We start from the raw sequence: 18,199 nt of genomic DNA on the forward strand, positions 1-18,199 counted from the left end.
CCCCTGTTGGCGCCTGGGCCGCGCCGGTTTCCGGCACTGCAGACGTGCGCCGGCACGCATCAGAAACTGAATACGAAAAAAGGCGAAATGGCGAGGGAGACTTTCCGCAACCAGCTCGAACCCAGCGGCCTGCTGCGGCAGTTTGCAGACCACCCTCCAGAGGGGTTTGCACTGCTGCAAGGCTGGCCGGCACCGGCTTTTACCGCACCGTTTGACTTGCTGACCACCGCAGAGGACGCGCTCAAGGCGCGTCTTTTGTCGTTGCCGGGCGGCAAATGGCTGAGCCGCAAGCTGCGGCTGCAGACCGACTTCGTGGGCACCACGGTCAGCGAATATGCGCTGCTGCCGCAAAGCGGCGAGCCCGCAGCGCTGGCCCAGCAGCTGCGCGCCTGCGCGGGCCGCAGGATGCTCACCATCGTCAAGGACCTGCCCCAGGCTTCGCCCCTGCTCAGCGCCGCGGACAATGCTTTTGCCAAGGCGCTGTCCGAGGCCCTGGCCGGCCAGGGCTTCATCGCCGTGGAAGGCCAGGCCCTGGCCTATGTGCCCATAGACTTCGCCAGCCTCGACGACTATCTGGCCCGGCTGTCCAAAAGCCGCCGCAGCAATCTCAGGCGCAAGCTCAAGAGCCGGGCCCAGCTCAAGATTGCACGCATTCCCACGGGCTCCGCGTTTGCCGACGAGGCGCGTGTGGACGAGTACTACGCGCTGTTCGATGCCGTCTATGCGCAAAGCGAGATCCACTTCGACAAGCTCACGCGCGCCTTCTTCGCCAAGCTGCTGCGCGATACGGACAATGGCGGCCTGGTGTTCGAGTACCGGGACCTGGACAGCGGGGCACTGCTGGGCTGGAATCTGTGCTTCGAGCACGAGGGCCGGCTGATTGACAAATACATAGGCCTGTCCTATCCCGCGGCCCGCGAAGCCAATCTGTATTTCGTGAGCTGGATGATCAACCTCGAACACGCGCTGGAGCGCGGCCTTTCCCACTATGTGGCCGGCTGGACCGACCCCGAGGTCAAGGCCCAGCTGGGCGCCAGCTTCACCATGACCCAGCACGCGGTCTTCATCCGCCATCCCTGGCTGCGGGCCCTGGGCCGGCGCTTTGCCGGGCATTTCGAAAGCGACAGCCAGTGGAGATAACCCCCTGAGCCGCTTCGCGTCTTCCCCCAAGAGGGACGACGGCCTTTGCTGCGGGGCGGCCCTTGCTGGCCGTCCCGCACTTGCATCACGCCAGTTGCACAGCTGGTGGATGGCATTCATCGCTGTGGAGAAGTGATATGACACAACGCCCCGTGGTACTGGATGTGGACGGGTCGGTGGGCCCTCTGGCCGGCGAGCTGCGTCTGCCGCTGCAGGACTGGCAGGAAAGCGTGCGCTTTGGCTGCGGCCTGGGCCGGTTCGCGCGCTTCAAGGCCGCCATGCAGCAAGGCCTGCCGGCCGAACACGGCACGGCTTTCCTGGGCAGCGGCGACTTCCACCATCTGAGCTGGCCGCTGATCGAGCGCTGCATCGCCGAGCAGGGCTTCTCGGCGACGCGCCCGCTGCGCGTGGTGGTGCTCGACAACCATCCCGACAATATGCGCTTCCCCTGGGGCGTGCATTGCGGCTCCTGGGTCAGGCGCGTCGCCATGCATCCGGCGGTCTCGCAGGTGCATGTGGCCGGCATCACCTCGCAGGACATAGGTTCGGGCCATGCCTGGGAGAACTATCTGCAGCCGCTGCGCGCGGGCAAGCTCAGCTACTGGAGCTGCGGCGTGGACACCCGCTGGGCCGGGCGCGTGGGTGCGGCGCAGGCGTTTCGCAGCTTCTCCAGCGTCGCCGAGCTCGCGCATGAGCTCTCACGCCATCTGGGTGCCCGGCCGCAGCCCAGCTATCTGAGCATAGACAAGGACGTGTTCGCGCCCGAGGTGGTGCGCACCAACTGGGACCAGGGCCGGATGCTGGAGAGCGAGGCCGGCCGCATCATCGAAGCCCTGAGCGGCCAGATCGTGGGCAGCGACATCACGGGCGATGTCTCGTCCTGGCGCTACACCACCTGGTGGAAGCGGCTGATGAGTGCGAGCGACGGCCAGGACACGGAAATCGACGCCGCGACCCTGGCCGGGTGGCAGGCCGGACAGCATGAATTGAACCGGCGCCTGGTGGAACATATCGCAGTCAGCCGGATCGGTTAAAACGAGGTCTGAACCACTCACTTCTGGAGCCCGCATGCTGGACCGTTTGACCGCAAGCTTGACCGAGAATCTGCTGCAACGCGCATTCGAGCCTCTGGTCAGGACGGGACAGCTGGAAGTCGTTGCGCCTTCGGGCAGGACTCTGCGCTTCGGCGACGGCGGCCGGCCCCAGGCCCGCATCCGCTTCAGCGACAAACGCGCCGTGTTGGCGCTGCTGCGCGACCCCGATCTGAACTTTGGCGAGATGTTCATGCAGCAGCGCCTGCGGGTAGAGCAGGGCACGGTCTACGAGGTGCTGGAGCTGATCCTGCGCGGCGCCAAGCATGTGCCGGTCAGTGCCAGCGTGCGCCTGCTGGATGCCTGGCGCATGCGGCTGCGCCCCCTGCTGCAGCACAACCGGCGCGCCAGGTCCCGCGCCAATGTGGCCCACCACTACGATCTGGACGACAGGCTGTACCGGCTGTTTCTCGACAGCGAGCGCCAGTACTCCTGCGCCTATTTCGAGCAGGGCGATGAAGACCTCGAGACCGCGCAGCTGGCCAAGAAGCGCCATATTGCGGCCAAGCTGTTGATCGAGCCCGGCCAGCGCGTGCTTGACATAGGCTGCGGCTGGGGCGGCCTGTCGCGCTATCTGGCCGAGGTGGCCGGGGCCAGCCATGTCACGGGCATCACGCTGTCTGCCGAGCAGCTGGCCGGCGCTCAGCACCGGGCCGCGCAGTCGCCCTGCGGTGACCGGCTCGAATACCGTCTCGAGGACTACCGCGACACGCGCGGCCCGTTCGACCGCATAGTCTCGGTCGGCATGTTCGAGCATGTGGGCACCCAGTTCCACGAGGCCTTCTTCCGCCAATGCCATGAGCTGCTCAGCGACGACGGCGTGATGCTGCTGCATTTCATAGGCAACAGCGATGTGCCCGACTTCAACAACCCCTGGATAGAGCGCTACATCTTTCCGGGCGGCCATATCCCGTCGATGTCCGAATTCACGCCGGCCATAGAGCGTGCGGGCCTGGTGATCTGCGATATCGAGGTGCTGCGCCTGCACTATGCGCAGACGCTGCGCCTCTGGCGCGAGCGCTTCATGGCGCGCCGCGCCGAGGCCGTCGCGCTCTACGACGAGCGCTTTTGCCGCATGTGGGAGTTCTATCTGTCCATGTCGGAGACGGCCTTCCGCTACCAGGACATCGCCATCTTCCAGGTGCAGCTCGCGCGCCGCCAGGAGGCCGTGCCGCTGACGCGCGACTATATCGCGCGGCGCGAGGCCGCCCTGAAGACCCGGGAGGCGGGCTCGGGCCTGGTAGCCCCGGTCATGGCCGGCGCAGCAAAAATCAGAGCGGGCAGCGTTTGATCTGTCTTTGTTTTAGATGGATTTTTGTGGAATTCCGATATCCTGCAAGCGTCAGCCGCTCATGTTTTCACTAGCCGCAGAGCGCACTAAACTGTGCTAGCCATGTCTTCTCATCCGCAAGCCACACCCTTGCTACGCCTGCAGCAGCTGCAAAGCCTGCCCGAGCGGCCGCGCAACGGCCCTTTTGATCTGCAACTGGCCAGTGCCGAACGCCTCATGCTGATGGGCGCTTCGGGCGCCGGCAAATCCGTGCTGCTGCGCCTGATCGCCGACCTGGATCCGGGCCTGGGCAAAGTCTGGCTGGACGGCCGGCCGCGCAGCAGCTTCAGCGGCCCCGCATGGCGCGGCCAGGTCATGTATCTGGCCGCCGAGCCCGCCTGGTGGAGCACCGAGCTGGCCGCACACTTCGATGCCGCGGCCTGGCAGCAGCTGCCGGCCCTGGCGCTGCGCCTGGGCCTGCGCGAACAGGCCCTGCAGACCCCGGTACCGCAGCTGTCTACGGGCGAGCGCCAGCGGCTGGCCCTGCTGCGGGCCCTGCTGCGCCAACCCCGGGTCCTGCTGCTGGATGAGCCCACGGCGGCGCTGGACGAGGACTCGACCCGCTGCGTGGAGTTGCTGCTGGAAGAGCAGCGCTGCGCCGGCATGGCCATGATCTGGGTCACCCACTCCAGGGCCCAGGCCGAACGCATGGGCGGCGGCCGGCCCTGCCTGTGGCTGGAGCAGGGGCAGCTGCATGACGCCGCCCCGGAGGTCCGGCCATGAACAGCGTCATCCATTTGCAGTTCGGCGATCTGATGCTGGCCGCCCTGCTGGTGCTGGCCAGCTCTGCCGCCTCCTGGGCCCTGCGGCTTCAGGTGCAGCAGCAGGTGCTGATCGCCGCGGCCCGCATGGTGGTCCAGCTGCTGCTCGTGGGCTGGGTGCTGCGCTGGGTGTTCCAGTCGGCATCGGCGGGCATGACGCTGCTGGTCATAGTTTTCATGATCGCCGCCGCCGCGCGTGAAGTGGCTGTGCGCCCGCACCAGCACCTGAAGCGCGCCGGCAACTATCCGATCGCGGGTCTGGTGGTCGCGAGCTCCAGCATCGCCACCGTGGTGCTGGCGCTGATGACGGCCGTGCGGCCCGAGCCCTGGTATGACGCGCGCTATGCGATTCCGCTCATGGGCATCGTGCTGGGCGCCGTGCTCAACTCCGCCAGCCTGGGGCTGGACAGTTTTTTTGACGGCGTGCAGAACGGCAGGGCCGCCATCGAGGCCCAGCTGGCCCTGGGCAAGAGCATGCGCGAAGCGCTGGCCCAGCATGTGCGCGCCGCCATACGCCGCGGCCTGGTGCCCATCATCAATCAGATGTCCGCGGCCGGTCTGATCACCCTGCCCGGCATCATGACCGGCCAGATCCTGGGCGGCATGGACCCGGTGGAGGCCGCCAAATACCAGATCCTGCTGCTGTTTCTGCTCACCGGCGCCGGGGGCCTGGCGGCCGTGGCCAGCGTTTTCCTGGCCGCTCGTGCGCTGACGGACGAGCGCGAGCGCCTGCGGCTGGACCGGCTGCAGTCAGCCTGAGCGCGGCAGCAGGCGCTGCAGATCGCTCAGCAGCCGGTCGAACCGGGAATCGTCCAGCCACGGGCTGTTGCTGATCGCCAGCAGGCGCTGGGCCCAGTCCCGCGCCCGGCTCACCGCGTCGCCGCCCGCGGTGCCCAGCACATGGTCATAGCGGCCGTAGTCGGGCAGCACATACACAAACGGCAGGGACAAGCCGCTGCCGTCGCCCCAATGGGACTGAAGAAAATCGTCGCGCAGCTGCCCGCTCGGCAGGCGCAGCAGAATCACGGGCCATACGCCCTGGGCGCCGGCAGCGGCATCGGCGACCACCTCCAGCCCCAGAGCCTGCAGCCGCGCCACGCGGCCCATGGCCCGCTGCTGCGCCTCGCGCTGGAAGGCGCCCAGCCGGCGCAGCGCACTCGCGCCCACGCGCTGGCGCCAGCGGCCCAGCGCATGCTGCGGAATGAAGTCCCCGAAGTCGTCGCCGGCGGCCTCGACCCAGTCGCGGCGCGACAGCGCTTGTGCCAGCGGCCGGCCATAGGCCAGGCCCAGGCCCGAGGGCCGGTACAGGGCCGCATAGCCGAGCAGCTCCACGCAGCGGCGCAGCTCCCAGCCCGGGCTGGAGCCCGAGGCTCCGGCCTGCCGCAGCGCGGCGCGCATGGACGCCTCGCGCGCCACCAGCACCCCGCCCTCGAAGGTGCTCAGCCCCTTGCCCACGGCCAGGCTGAAAAAGCCCAGATCGCCTCTCATGCCTACCGATTCGCCGCCATTGCGCGCTCCCAGCGCCTGGGCCGCATCCTCGATCACATAGGCGCCGACCGCGCGTGCGCAGGCCAGGGCCTGGTCCACATCGGCGACACGGCCGCACAGATGGGTGGGCAGCACGGCCAGCGTCTTGGCGCTGCACAGCCCGCGCAGCGCCCGGGGGTCCAGGTCCAGAGCATCGGCGCGCAGATCGCACAGGCGCAGCTGCAGGCCGCACTGCGCGATCGCCAGCGCGACCAGCGGGCAGGTATAGGCGGGCGCGACGACCTCGCTGCGGCCCGGCTCGAGCGCCTTGAGCGCGCGCAGCGCGACCATCAGCGCCGAGGTCCCCGAGCACTCCAGCTGCACCTCGGGCAGCTGCAGCCAGGCCGCCAGATCGCGGGCCAGATCGCCGCCCCGCCAAGGCAGCAGATCGCCGAACTGCAGCGGCAGGCCCGCGGTGGGCGGCACGGTGGGCAGGCGCATCTCAGCGGGCCTTGGGCGCCAGCTCGTTCGTTTCGCTCACGGCCAGACACATGATGCCGGCCACGATGAACAGGCAGCCGATGATCTGCGGCCAGCCGATCGGCTCGTTGAACAGCCAGTACGACACGCCCAGGACCGAGATGATCTCGAGGTGCGAAGCCGCAAACGCCGGGCCTATGGGCGCATGCCTGAGCAGGCTCATCCAGGTGAAGAAGGCACCGATATAGCCTACGAAGGCGCCATAGATCCAGGGCTGGCCGAACACCCGCAACAGCCACGCGGCCGAGAATTCCAGCGGCAGGGCCGACTCGCCGGCGTACTTGAAGCTGAGCTGGGCCAGGGTGTCGAAGGCCATGAGCACCAGAAAGCCGACGATGTAGAAACGCTTCATCTCAATGCAACCCCACGACGGCCACGCCGATAGAGACCAGCACGATGCCGGCCACCCGCATGGGCGCCAGCCTTTCCTTGAACAGCACGCGCCCCAGAATCATGATGGCGACGATATTGATCGAGCCCAGCAGCACGCCGTCGGACAGCGGCACCAGCGACAGAAACGCCAGCCAGACCAGGAATTCCGCCACATAGCAGGCCACGCCGACCCAGAGCCAGGGCCGCGCCAGCATGAAGCGCCAGCGCTCCATGCCGTCCCGCTCACCGGGCTCGCTGGCCGCGGCCTTGAAGGCCAGCTGTCCGCCGCTGTCGACCAGCACATTGAGCACCCACAGCGTCACCACCAGGGGCGAGAGATCACTGCCCATGCGCGTCCTTGGCCGGCGTTGCCGCGTTGGCGATGTTCGCCACGAATTCATTCATCTTGGCGATCACGGTGCGGCGCTCGCGGTCGATGGTGATCATGTGATAGCAGTTGTCGAGCAGCACCAGCTCCACATGGGCGTTCTTCGCACCGCGCTCGATGTCGTAGGCATTGCTGACCGAAGAGATATCGTCGTCCTTGGCATGGAGGACCAGGCAGGGCGAGCGCAGCCGGTCCAGCTGCGCGAGCACATGGGCTGACAGGGCTCTGAGCTCGATGATGCTCCACCAGGGGTTGCCGGGCAGGCCGGCGGCCGCGCTGTCGCCGCTGTGCATCTGCTCGACGATGCGCGCGCGCAGCGCCTCGTCCTTGATGCCGTAGGGCGGCGCTTCCATGAAGACGCTGCGGCGGCCTATGCCCAGCAGGCGGAACAGCGGCAGCAGAAACGCCAGCCGCGTATAGAACGGGATGCTCCAGCCGTCATAGCGGAAGGTGGTGGACAGCGCGCAGACGCCGGCCACCTGCTCCGGGTTGCGCTCGGCCACGGCCAGGGACAGCAAAGCGCCCATGGACAGGCCGCCGACCACCACATGGTCCACATGCCGGGCAAAGCGCTGCAGGCCGGACTCGGCGCTGGCCAGCCAGTCGGTCCAGCGGGACTCGACCAGGTCTTCCATGCTGCCGCAGTGGCCCGCCAGCTGCACGCCATAGACCGTGAAGCCCTGCTTGTTCAGACCCTTGCCCAGCAGGCGCATCTCCGCAGGGGTGCCGGTGAGGCCGTGGATCAGCAGCACGCCGACACGCGCGTTGGGCCCCGTGCCCGGCATGACGAACTCATGCGGCGTGAGGCACAGCGTCTGCAGTGCGGCTTCGTTCCGGGATTCGGCCTGCATCAGTGCAAAGCCATCAATCGCATTCATGCCAGCTGCTCCACGCCCAGAATCACCTGCTCCAGCAAGGCCGTGGCCTGGCCGAAATGCTCGAAGCTCGCATGCTCTATGCCGCGGCTGCGGCAATAGTCGATGAGCTTGTACTTGGCCAGCACGAAGTCGGCCTTGCCCGAGACGCAGAAATCCGAGGTGCTGTCGCCGATGTAGAGCACGCGGCCGTGCACCGCCTGCTGCTCGGCCAGGCGCTCGCATTTGCAGTTGCCGCTGGCGCGCGCGCAGTGCTTGCTGGCCCAGGGCGACTCCAGGCGCCAGCTGCGCGCGCCCGTCTGCACCAGATGGTTGGCGATGACCTCCAGGTCGCCCAGGCCGTGCCGCGCCAGCACATGGCGGATGGCGTAGTCAATGCCGTCGCTGACCACCTGCACCTTGATGCCGTGGGCCTTGGCTTCGGCGACGAAGCCTGCGAACTGCGCGTCGATCTCTATCGTGTCCAGATGGGATTGCAGCTCGGCCTCGCTCATGTCCAGCAGCGCGACCTGGCCCTTCATGCATTCGCGCGAGCCTATGTCGCCGCGCTCCCAGGCCTCTTCCAGCTCCTGCCAGCCGGGCTTGCCGAAGCGGTTGAGCAGGGTGTCGGTCACGTCGAGCAGGCTGATCGTGCCGTCGAAGTCGCTTTGCACCATCCAGCCCGTGCGGGATGCGGAATTCTGTGCGGGATAAATGGGAATGCGCTTATTCATGGAAGCTGACCCTTACGTTCTGGCCCACCTTGGCATTGGCCGGGGGCTGATCAAACACCAGCACGCTTTCCACCACGCGCACCGGGCCGCGCTGCGTGTCGTCCTGCAGGCGCGCCGTGCCGTATATGGGGCTGATGCGTTGTACGGTGGCAGTCGGAAATTCGGGCTTGCCGGCGGTGCCGTCGCCGTCGGCCAGCACCGTGGCCTTCATGCCTTCACGAATGGCCGGGACAAAGCTCTCGTTCACTTCGGCGCGCACGATCAGCGGGCGCTTGGGCAGCAGCACCATCACATTGCCGCCCGACTGCACCGCGCTGCCCGCATGGGCGCTGATGCGCACCACCGTGGCAGCTTCCGGCGCACGCAGCTCGTGGCGCTGCTGCAAGGCGCGCAGCTGCTCGAAGCGGTGCTTGGCGACCTGGGCTTCGGCGGCCGCGATCTCGGCCTCGGCCTGCGCATCGCGCAGGGCCTGGGCGGCCTCGTCCACGTTCTGCAGATCGGCCGCGCCTTCCTTGGCCGCAGCCTGCCAGCGCGCCAGCGTGGACTTCAGGGCCGGCAGGCGCGCCTGCCGCGTCTTGAGCTTGGTCTGGGCCAGCTGCGACTCCGAATCGGCCACGGCCAGATCCGCCTTGGCCGCTTCATCGGCCAGGCGCAGCACGACCTGGCCTTTTTGCACCTGCTGGCCTTCCTTGACCAGCAGCTGCTGCACCACGCCCGAGGTCGCGGGGGCCAGCTCCAGCAGCCCGCCTTCCACATCGATCTTGCCGCGGGCCACGGCCACGGGGCTGGCGCTGCGCGTCTGGGCCGCTGCCGCGGGAATCAGCGACGCGCTTTCCTTGCCGCGCGAGCAGCCGCCCAGCGCCAGCAGGGCTGCGGTCAACAAGGTTAATCCCGGCAGGATGCCCAGACTGGAGGGAACACGATTCATGAGTTATTCCTTGATGGGGCTGGTCTGGCGCCAGTCGCTGCGAATGGCGCCGTCCTCCATGCCCAGCACGCGGTCCGCGTGGCGCACCAGGCGCGGGTCATGGCTGACGCAAAGCACGGTAGTGCCGTGATGGCGCGCCGCCCGGTGCAGAATGTCGATCACGCGCTGGCCGCTTTCGGCATCCAGCGCACTGGTGGGTTCGTCGGCAAACAGCAGCTGCGGCTCCTTGGCCATGGCGCGCGCAATGGCCACGCGCTGCTTTTCGCCGCCGGACAGCTGAGCCGGGCGCATATGGCTGCGGTGGGACAGCCCCACCTCGTCCAAAGCGGTCTTGGCGCGGCTCAGGGCTTCGCTGTCCTTGAGGCCCATATAGCCCAGGGGCAGCTGCACCTGCTCCAGCGCCGTCAGCGCGGGGAACAGATTGAAGCCCTGGAACACGAAACCCGTATAGCGCAGGCGGAACTTCTCCAGCGCACGCTGGCCGAGTTTCGCGAGGTCCTGACCCAGCACCATGGCCTGGCCGCCATCGGGCTTCTGCAGCCCCGACATCAGGGACAGCAGAGTGCTTTTGCCGCAGCCCGAGGGACCCGAGATCAGGCTCAGCTCGCCCGGATACAGGCTCACGGACAGTCCTTGCAGCACATGCACCTGGACCACGCCCGAGAGAAAGGATTTTTCGAGGCGCACGGCCTCCAGGCTGGGCTTGACCCCGTTGCGCGCTGCAGCAGAGTTGGTGGCGATAGGTTCGTTCGTCATGGATTGCATGGGCATGAACCTCAGCGCAGCAAGGTGGCCGGATCGGCCCGCAACAGGCTGCGCATGGCCCCTAGGCCCGACAGCAACGACAGCACGGCCACCAGCACGCCGCAGGCCAGCACCGCTGGCACATTCAGCGACACCGGCACCCGGTAGGCGGCCGCAATGCTCAGCAGCACCGCGCTGGCCAGTGCCGCCAGCACAAAGCCCAGGCCGCCAATCCAGCAGGCCTGCTCGACCACCACGCGCCCCAGGGAGCCACGGCTGACCCCCAGCGCATTCAGCACCGCATATTCGCGCGCCGAACCCGCGACCACGGCCTTGAGCGACTGGCTGGTGACTATGGAGCCCACCAGGCACACGATGATGGCCATGAACAGCACGCCCGCACCGGCCCCCGTATCCAGCATCCAGTAGCGCTGGGAGCGGCGCGCAAACGCGTCCGCGGTCCAGACTTCGTAAGGGCCGAAGCTGCTGGTGGGCTGGCTCAGACGCTGCTGCACCTGCTCCGCGTTCGCGCCATTGCGCAGCTTGGCCACGAAATAGGTGCTGCCCTGGCGCGCATCGCCATCGGCGATCTCGCGCGCCGTGGCCACCGAGCTCAGCACGTTCACGCCGCCCAGGCCGCGCAGGCCTTCCACGGCCGCCACGATCTGCACCGCATGGTTGTTGATCCAGGCGGTGCCGCCTTCCTGCGTGCCCAGGGTGCCCAGGTCCGCACGGTCCACGATCACGGCCCCCGGTTCGCGCAGGCGCTGCCGCTGCCAGGAGCTCAGCACCTTGGTGAACATCATCGAACTGTCCGCCGTGCCCACGCCCGACAGATAGATGGAGACGCCACCGCCGGTGGCGCCATCGGCGCTGCTGCGGGCGCGCCAGTCACCGTCGAGCCAGATATAGGGCTCCACCGCCGCCACATCGGGATCCATGCGCAAGCGCATTTCCACATCGCTGCCGATATTGCGCCCGAAGTTCACGCTTTGCGTGCCCGGATAGCCGACCCAGAGGTCGGCCGACGAAGCCGTGACATACACCGCCGCGGAGCCAAAGATGCCCAGCACCAGCGCGGCCTGCATGGCCAGCAGCACCCCCGAGAAGCCCACGGCGAAGATCGAGGGAACAAAGCGGCGCCATTCGTGAACCAGAGTCTTGCGGGCCAGAGCGATCATGGCTGAGCTTCCTGTGCCGCCTGGGCAATGTCATACAGCGGCGCCGCACCCAGCGCCTTGTACAGGGCCACATAGGCCAGGGCCTCGGCCGCCTGGGCCGTCGCCATATCGCTTTGCGCCAGCAGGGCCGCGCGGCGGTTGTCCATGCCGCCCAGTTCGCTGGCCAGGCCCAGCTTCTGGCGCACGGCCAGGGTCTTGTCGCGCGTCAGATAGATCTGCTGGGCCGAACGCAGGCCTTGCTGGCGCTTTTGCTGGGCCGCAATCGCCGCCAGCGCGCTCTCTGCGTCGGCGACGCCGTCGAGCACGCTCTGGCGATAGGCCTTGATGCTGGCCTGCAAGGCCAGCTCGTTGGCGTCGACCTGCGCCCGGCGGCGCCCCCAGTCGAACAGCGGAATATCGATCTGCGGGCCGATCAAGGGCATCTGGTCCGAAGTGGTGCGCAGATTCTGGGTCAGGTTATAGGAATACAGCAGCGAGCCCGTGAGCGTGAAACGCGGATACAGGGCCGCATGCGACATGCCCAGCGCCGCGGCCGCGCGCTCCACGGCGGCTTCCGCGCTTTGGATGTCGGGGCGGTTGCGCAGCAGGTCGGCGGGCACCACGGCCACCGCCTGGAGCGCCGGCAGGCTGGCATCCGGGTCGGCCTGCAGCCACTGGCCGTCCGGCCTGTCCCGGCCCAGCAGGGCCGCCAGCGCATGGGCCGCCCGGGCCTGGGCCTCGGTCACCGCTGCCTGCTGGGCCAGCACCTGCTGGCTTTGCAACTGCTGCTGCTCCAGCGCATAGGTATCGCCCAGCCGCTGGTCACGGCGCACCTGCAGCAGCTCCAGATGGCGCTGATCCTGCTCCTGCAGCTGTGTCAGCAGGGCGCGCTGACGCTGGGCCAGGCGGATATCCAGATAGCGGTGCACCACACCGGCCACCAGGGCCACCCGGGCCGCATGCAGCTGGGCCCGGGCATCCAGCAGCCCGGCGCTGCCCGCGCGCTTGGCCGACTCGGACTCGCCGAACAGCCCCAGGTCCCAGCTCACTTCCACGCTGGCGTGGAAATAGGAGTCGATGGCAGCGATGTCCTGCAAGGTCCGCGCCCCGGCGCTGACCACCGGCATGAAGGGGGAAGTGGCGGTATCGGCCAGCAGCTTCTGCTGCCGCAGGCGCAGCACGGCCTGGGCCACATCGAGGTTCTGGGCCAGGGCCTCGTCCACCAGCGCATTGAGCCGGGAATCGTTCCAGGCCTTCCACCACTCGGCCAGCCGGGTATCGGCCCCGGGGCCGGCCTCGGCCGCCGGCTGCTGCCAATGCTCGGGCAGGGAGGAGTCCAGTCGGACATCAACAGGTGCCGCGCAGCCTGCGAGCAAGGCCATGGCACTCAGGCACAGGCCGCTCAAGCGGAAGAAGGAAACATGGGAGACAGATTTCACGACGCGACAGAGAAACAGGCGGCAGGGCACGGAGTATTTGGATGGCGGGAAAACGCAGGCAAGTTCCCAGGCTCGCGATTGAATCGCGCAAAGCTTGCGTGTGATTGCATGGTTTATGGAGGAAGTATGGAGATGTGCTGGCAATATCACATCCACCGGCCACGGCTCATAATGCTCGCCAGAGCACACTTGGCAGCGTTTCCGCCCGGTGTTTCCCTAGCCTGCCAGCCATGAATTCTTTTGCACAACCCGCCTCAACCCCTCTCGTGCTGGTGGTTGAGGACGAACCCAGCATTGCCAGCGTCCTCGGCGCCTATCTGGAGCGCGATGGCCTGCGCTCCCGTGTCGCTCACGACGGCGAAGAGGCTTTGCAGCTGTTCCGCCAGCTGCGCCCCGATCTGATCCTGCTCGACATCCATCTGCCCAAGGTGGACGGGGTGGACGTGCTCAGGGCCATACGCGACGAAGGCCAGGTCCCGGTCATCATGGTGACGGCGCTTGCCGACGATGTGGACAAGCTGCTGGCCCTGCGCCTGGGTGCCGACGACTATGTGGTCAAGCCCTTCAATCCTCCCGAAGTGGTGGCCCGCGTGCGCGCCGTGCTACGGCGCACCCAGGCCAAGCCCCAGCCCTCGGCCGTCCCCATCCGCGTCGGCCCCATAGAAATCGATGTCGATGCGCACAGCGCCGTGGTCTATGACGATGACGGCCACTCGGCTCCGCTGTCGCTGACCCTGACCGAGTTCCGGCTGCTGGCCTGTCTGGCCGCCCAGCCCCGGCGCTGCTTCTCGCGCGCCTATCTGATCGAGACCTGCCTGCCCGAGAGCGACGCGCTGGAGCGCGTGATCGACTCCCATCTGTCCAAGCTCAGGCGCAAGCTGCAGCTGGCCGGACAGGACGGACTGATAGAAACCGTACGCGGCATCGGCTACCGGCTATGGCCCTGGGACTGAACCGCATCTGGGTCCGCTTCGGCCTGTGGATCACGGCCGCGGTGCTCATGACGATTACCTCGCTGGCCGCCGGCGTGCTGCTGTTTTCCGAGCTGCAGTACCGGGAGTTCTACAAGCAGCTGCCCACGCCCGTCAGAAACGAGCTCGACGCCCTGAATGCCCAGGACCTGGACAGCAGCCCGCGTGCGCTGCAGATCTATATCGAGTACTGGGAAGGCGACCGGCTGTTCGGCGAGAAATGGTCGCTGCTCATAGGCCTGGCCATCAGCCTGCCTTTCGGCCTGGGTGTGGGTTTCTGGATCTCGCGGCGCATCACCAGTCCCCTGGCCTCCATGGTGGAAGTGACGGCCCGGGTGGAGGGCGGCGACCTGAGCTCGCGCGCCGTCAAGGGCAACGCGCATGGCGAAATGGCCGAGATGATCGATGCCTTCAACGGCATGGTGGACTCGCTGGAAACCCTGGAAGCCGAGCGCCTGGCCACGGCCGCTTCCATCTCCCATGAGCTGCGCACGCCGTTGACGGTGCTGCAGGCCCGGCTGCATGCGATCTGCGACGGCGTGCTCGAAGCCAGCCCCGCGGAGATGAAGACTCTGCTGTCCCAGGTGGAACACCTGGGACGGCTGGTGGGGGATCTGCACACCCTGTCCATGGCCGACGCGGGCCAGCTGTCCCTGCGCAAGGAGCGGCTGGACTTGGCGGCCCTGGTGGGCGAGGTCGTCGAAGACCAGCACCCGCAGCTGCAAAAGCTGGACATGGCCCTGTCGCTGGACCTTCCCGTTCAGGAAGGCGACGGCAGCACCGACATCCGCGCCGACGCCGACCGCATGCGCCAGATCATCAGCAACCTCATCGGCAATGTGCTGCGCCACGCCAGCCGCGGCCGCTGGCTGGGCGTCCAGGTAAGGTGCGAAACCGATGTCCAGGGCCAGCCCTGGGTTGTGCTCAGCGTCAGCGATGCGGGCCCCGGCCTGCCCGACGAACTCCGGGCCCACCCGTTCCAGCGCTTTGCCCAGGCTCCGGGCAAACGCCGCCGCGAAGGCTCGGGCCTGGGCCTGTCCATCGTCAAGGCCCTGGTCACATCGCAGGGCGGCCAGGTGGAGGCCGGGACCTCGGAGCGCGGCGGCGCCCGCTTTACGGTGCGTTTTCCGCGTCTGTGAACTGCAGCGCCGGATACAGGCGGTCCATGATCTGCTGCAGGCCCTGCTCCAGCAGCCTTTGTGCCGGCTGGCTGGCCTGCGCCGGCGACTCCTCCTGACGCCGGACCTCGGCCCAGATCCGGCCCCATGACTGCGCCTGCTCCTGCGCCACCGCCTGGGTCAGCTCGCTCCACTGCCGCGGTGCCGCGGGGCTGGTATAGCTGCCACGCCCGCGGCCAAAGTGGGAGACGATCAGGTATTTGAGCAGCACCTGCCCCGCCAGCGCCGTCAGATACTCGGTCGACAGCCGAAAGCTCTGCTGTTTCTGATCGAACATCCGGTTCACCCCCCAGGCCGCACCGCCGAAGCTCAGAGCGCCAAGCAAAGCCCCGAGCAGGGCACCCGCGCCCAGGGTCAGGCCGCCGGCCACCAGATCGGCGCCCAGCCCGGTTGCGGCGCCGGCCGTCAGCGCGCCCCAGAGGCTGGCGGCCTGGGCATCCACAGGGGCGTTGATCTGCAGCTGCCCTCGCAGCTGCTCCTGAATCTGGCTCGCGGCCTGGCCGTCCAGTCCATGGATTTCCAGCAGACGCTGGGTCGCCAGAACATCGGCCTGCCGCAGCTGCTGCAGCATATCTTCGACCGCCGCCCTGGCCTGGGCGCTTAGCCTGTCCTCATCGCTGCCGGAGCCGCCCAGCTTCGCCGTCAGCTGGCTCAGGCTTTGCCAGGCCCGGGACAGCAGCCGCCCCTGCTCGGGATCGAGCCGCTGCTGCAGGCTGGCCGCGGCCAGCAATTGCCTGGCCAGCACCTCCAGGCTTTGCTGCTCGCGCCGCTGTTGCTGCGCGGCCCGCTGCTCCAGCAGCCTCCGGTATGCGGGCCGTTTGGCCCGCGGCAGCAGCGGGGCAATGCTCTGCATCATCCTGCGCTCGTGCCACCAACTGCGCGTGAACGCATCCAGCACCAGCACCTCGCGCACCACGGCCCGAAAACCCTTCGTGGCCAGCTTCCAGCGCTGCAGATCCTGCTGCGTCTGCTCCGGCGTGGTGTCGCTGCCGATCTGGTTGAGCAGCACGATCACCGGCTTGTCCAGCCACGCCAGAATCTGCATTTCGGCACTCCAGTAGCCCGCATCCGCGGGATCCTCCGCCGCGTTGACCAAGTACAGCATCACGTCCGCATGGTCGCGCGCCGCCAGCAAGGCACGCTGGCTCAGATAGAAGGGCTTGTCGCGCCAGCGGTCCCAGACATGGCTGAGAAACCAGCCCAGCGGATTGCCCTGCTGCCTCAGGCGTTCGTAGAGCCGCATGGAATCGCCAAACCCCGGCGTATCCCAGAGCCAGAGCTCGTCGCCCTGCGGGGTTTGCTGGAGCAGATAGCGCTGCGACCGGCTGGTCACATGGGCCGCGTCTTCGACCTCGCCCACATCGTCGGCCATCAAGGTCCGCGTCAGCGTGGTCTTGCCGATATTGGTGTGCGAGAGCAGACACCACTGAATGCTGTTGCCGCCCTCCGCGGGCAGTTGGCTATCGTTCATTGTCAGACTCCGGCAGCGGGGACCAGCGTGGCGTTCAGGCCGGCGCTGCGCACGAATTCCTGCCACAGATGCTCGCGCTCCTGCACCCGTGCCGGAGCTCCGCTGTTGCGCGCGCGAAAGTCTTCGGCCCAGAGCCAGACCACGGCCTGCGTGCCCCAGCGGTTGGCGACCTGGGCCAGCAAAGCGCCATGGATTTCCGCCTCCGGTGTCGCCGCCAGATTGAGCAGCAGCACCTGCTGCGCGCTGCCGTCGCCGGCTTCGGACAAGGGTGCGCCATAGGCGAGTGCGGGCAGCAGCGTGAGCCGGGCTCCGGCCCCGTAGCTGTGAGCCACATGGCGGCGCAATACGGCCTCGCGCTGCGCCGTGATCTCGAGGCTGTAGGGCCGCAGCTGCAGCGCCGTGGCGCGGCCCGCCCAGTCGCGCTGCAGCTGCAGGAAATAGGGCTGCTGCAGCGGCAGCTCCAGATGCCGTCCTAGCCACCAGACGCGAACGCCCTGCCACAGCGCCAGCAACAGGCGCGGCAGCAGCACCATGCAGCCGAGCAGCAGGGTATAGCGCTGCACCCAGAGCGCGCCCGCCGTGGGCGGCTCCAGAACCCGGGCCATGCCGGCCGCCGCCTCGGGCTGGGCTGCCCAGCCCTGCAGGGCCTGGATTTCATCCAGACTCCATGGCGCAACGCCCAGCAGATGCTGCACGGGCGCGAACAGGAGGTTGAGGCAGGTCTGCACGGCCGCCGGGGAAAGAAAAGTGCTCTCCCAGCCCACCTGATAGGCCCTGGTCAGGCCGGTGAACCATAGCGAGGCCAGGGCGCCCAGGGCCAGCAGGGCGGCGCCCAGGTGCATGCTCATCACCCACTGCGCATGGCGTGAGCGCTGGTTGAGCTGCCACCAGTTGCGCTCGAAGTTCAGCGCCATTTTCCGCAGCCCCGTGGCGCGCGAAAGCGGCCATTTCCTGGCCTGCAGCTTTTGCCGCCAGGCGCTAGTGGGAGCTTGGGCCGCAAGCGCCGGCTCGCCCCGGGTCGGTGCCAGCAGCGGCACGACGCTTTTCCGGCGCTGGAACCGGCCGCGCAGCCAGGCGAGCAGCAACAGCACATAGACCAGCAGATTCCAGGCCACGATGCCGATCAGCGCCGGCGAGAGCAGGTCCACGCGGTGCGGGTCGGTGATGGCATGGCCGGCAAAGCCCAGCGCAAAGGCCAGCGCCAGAACACCCGCCACCGCCCAGCGCGAAACACCCGCGGCCTGCTGCCACAGCGCAGCAATCTCGGCGGGCAGGCTTGCGGCCGCGATGATGCGCCGGGCACGCTGCTGCAAAAAGCGCTCGAAACCCGCCTGGCCGCGCCCCTGCTCCTTGCCCAGGGCATGCAAAGCCTCCTGCGTGATGGCCGTGCAGCGCTCGGCCGTGGGCAGCGCTTCGTGCGCGGCCGCGGTTTCCAGCGCATGGGCAAAAACAATCTCGCGGGCGGAACTGGCTTTCATGCCGCTATTGTGTTTCAGCCCGCACCCGCCCCGGCAGCAATATCGGAACAATAGCTACAGGCGCTTTGCCAGCATGGGTTCTGGCCGATCTCAGTACAAATCCGGACCGACTTTTTCCGGGCTGTGATATGAATGCGCTTTGCTTCCACACAC

The 18,199-nt window shown here is 67.7% G+C and carries 18 protein-coding genes; 7 read left to right on the forward strand and 11 right to left on the reverse strand.

Translation table 11 applies throughout. The annotated features are described in order from the left end of the window. Window positions 1-87: 87 nt before the first annotated feature. The 5 genes from AB6724_RS08185 (at window position 88) to AB6724_RS08205 (ending at window position 5,081) form a co-directional block, all read left to right on the forward strand. On the forward strand, window positions 88-1,140 hold the full coding sequence (locus AB6724_RS08185) for a GNAT family N-acetyltransferase (protein WP_369338019.1): 1,053 nt from the start codon (window positions 88-90) through the stop codon (window positions 1,138-1,140). Between the two features lie 137 nt (window positions 1,141-1,277). After that, a complete protein-coding gene (locus AB6724_RS08190) occupies window positions 1,278-2,174 on the forward strand; it encodes an arginase family protein (RefSeq protein WP_369338020.1) in 897 nt (298 codons plus the stop codon). A gap of 34 nt (window positions 2,175-2,208) precedes the next feature. Further along, window positions 2,209-3,522 (forward strand): class I SAM-dependent methyltransferase, encoded by a 1,314-nt coding sequence (locus AB6724_RS08195; protein ID WP_369338021.1) that lies wholly within the window; start codon window positions 2,209-2,211, stop codon window positions 3,520-3,522. A 102-nt stretch (window positions 3,523-3,624) separates the two neighbouring features. Continuing rightward, window positions 3,625-4,284 carry an ABC transporter ATP-binding protein gene (locus tag AB6724_RS08200; RefSeq protein ID WP_369338022.1) on the forward strand — a complete coding sequence of 220 codons (660 nt, stop codon included), beginning with the start codon at window positions 3,625-3,627 and terminating at the stop codon, window positions 4,282-4,284. After that, window positions 4,281-5,081, forward strand: coding sequence for an ABC transporter permease (locus AB6724_RS08205; protein ID WP_369338023.1), 801 nt, complete (start codon window positions 4,281-4,283; stop codon window positions 5,079-5,081). The genes AB6724_RS08200 and AB6724_RS08205 overlap by 4 nt, the downstream gene beginning before the upstream one ends. Here the strand turns inward: AB6724_RS08205 and AB6724_RS08210 are convergent. From AB6724_RS08210 to AB6724_RS08250, 9 genes are read right to left on the reverse strand one after another with little or no spacing between them, the layout of a single operon-like run. Further along, window positions 5,073-6,290 (reverse strand): DegT/DnrJ/EryC1/StrS family aminotransferase, encoded by a 1,218-nt coding sequence (locus AB6724_RS08210; protein WP_369338024.1) that lies wholly within the window; start codon window positions 6,288-6,290, stop codon window positions 5,073-5,075. The genes AB6724_RS08205 and AB6724_RS08210 overlap by 9 nt on opposite strands. Window position 6,291: 1 nt before the next feature. Then, window positions 6,292-6,681: a DMT family transporter gene (locus AB6724_RS08215; protein ID WP_369338025.1), complete on the reverse strand. Its 390-nt coding sequence runs from the start codon at window positions 6,679-6,681 to the stop codon at window positions 6,292-6,294. Window position 6,682: 1 nt separating this feature from the next. Further along, the gene (locus tag AB6724_RS08220) at window positions 6,683-7,051 is read right to left on the reverse strand and encodes an EamA family transporter (RefSeq protein WP_369338026.1); all 369 of its coding nucleotides are present in this window, start codon (window positions 7,049-7,051) and stop codon (window positions 6,683-6,685) included. Beyond that, complete coding sequence (locus AB6724_RS08225) at window positions 7,041-7,967, reverse strand: alpha/beta hydrolase (RefSeq protein ID WP_369338027.1); 927 nt, start codon at window positions 7,965-7,967, stop codon at window positions 7,041-7,043. Before AB6724_RS08225 ends, AB6724_RS08220 begins: the two co-directional genes overlap by 11 nt. After that, complete coding sequence (locus AB6724_RS08230) at window positions 7,964-8,677, reverse strand: MtnX-like HAD-IB family phosphatase (RefSeq protein ID WP_369338028.1); 714 nt, start codon at window positions 8,675-8,677, stop codon at window positions 7,964-7,966. Before AB6724_RS08230 ends, AB6724_RS08225 begins: the two co-directional genes overlap by 4 nt. Further along, window positions 8,670-9,605, reverse strand: coding sequence for an efflux RND transporter periplasmic adaptor subunit (locus tag AB6724_RS08235; protein ID WP_369338029.1), 936 nt, complete (start codon window positions 9,603-9,605; stop codon window positions 8,670-8,672). The genes AB6724_RS08230 and AB6724_RS08235 overlap by 8 nt, the downstream gene beginning before the upstream one ends. 3 nt (window positions 9,606-9,608) lie before the next feature. Next, window positions 9,609-10,361: an ABC transporter ATP-binding protein gene (locus tag AB6724_RS08240; protein ID WP_369338130.1), complete on the reverse strand. Its 753-nt coding sequence runs from the start codon at window positions 10,359-10,361 to the stop codon at window positions 9,609-9,611. A gap of 20 nt (window positions 10,362-10,381) precedes the next feature. After that, window positions 10,382-11,530, reverse strand: a complete 1,149-nt coding sequence (locus AB6724_RS08245) for an ABC transporter permease (RefSeq protein WP_369338030.1) — start codon at window positions 11,528-11,530, stop codon at window positions 10,382-10,384. After that, complete coding sequence (locus tag AB6724_RS08250; protein ID WP_369338131.1) at window positions 11,527-12,891, reverse strand: efflux transporter outer membrane subunit; 1,365 nt, start codon at window positions 12,889-12,891, stop codon at window positions 11,527-11,529. The genes AB6724_RS08245 and AB6724_RS08250 overlap by 4 nt, the downstream gene beginning before the upstream one ends. Window positions 12,892-13,178: 287 nt before the next feature. On the opposite strand from AB6724_RS08250, the gene AB6724_RS08255 reads away from it, so the two are divergent. Both AB6724_RS08255 and AB6724_RS08260 read left to right on the forward strand, forming a co-directional pair. Beyond that, the gene (locus AB6724_RS08255; RefSeq protein WP_369338031.1) at window positions 13,179-13,901 is read left to right on the forward strand and encodes a response regulator; all 723 of its coding nucleotides are present in this window, start codon (window positions 13,179-13,181) and stop codon (window positions 13,899-13,901) included. Beyond that, window positions 13,886-15,058, forward strand: coding sequence for a sensor histidine kinase (locus tag AB6724_RS08260; RefSeq protein ID WP_369338032.1), 1,173 nt, complete (start codon window positions 13,886-13,888; stop codon window positions 15,056-15,058). Before AB6724_RS08255 ends, AB6724_RS08260 begins: the two co-directional genes overlap by 16 nt. Here the strand turns inward: AB6724_RS08260 and AB6724_RS08265 are convergent. Both AB6724_RS08265 and AB6724_RS08270 read right to left on the reverse strand, forming a co-directional pair. Further along, the gene (locus tag AB6724_RS08265) at window positions 15,033-16,568 is read right to left on the reverse strand and encodes a DUF3482 domain-containing protein (protein ID WP_369338033.1); all 1,536 of its coding nucleotides are present in this window, start codon (window positions 16,566-16,568) and stop codon (window positions 15,033-15,035) included. The two genes, AB6724_RS08260 and AB6724_RS08265, sit on opposite strands and share 26 nt — an antisense overlap. A 2-nt stretch (window positions 16,569-16,570) precedes the next feature. Beyond that, complete coding sequence (locus AB6724_RS08270; protein WP_369338034.1) at window positions 16,571-18,046, reverse strand: DUF2868 domain-containing protein; 1,476 nt, start codon at window positions 18,044-18,046, stop codon at window positions 16,571-16,573. Between the last annotated feature and the right edge of the window lie 153 nt (window positions 18,047-18,199).

Source organism: Comamonas guangdongensis (assembly GCF_041079535.1).
Lineage (GTDB): Bacteria > Pseudomonadota > Gammaproteobacteria > Burkholderiales > Burkholderiaceae_C > Comamonas > Comamonas guangdongensis.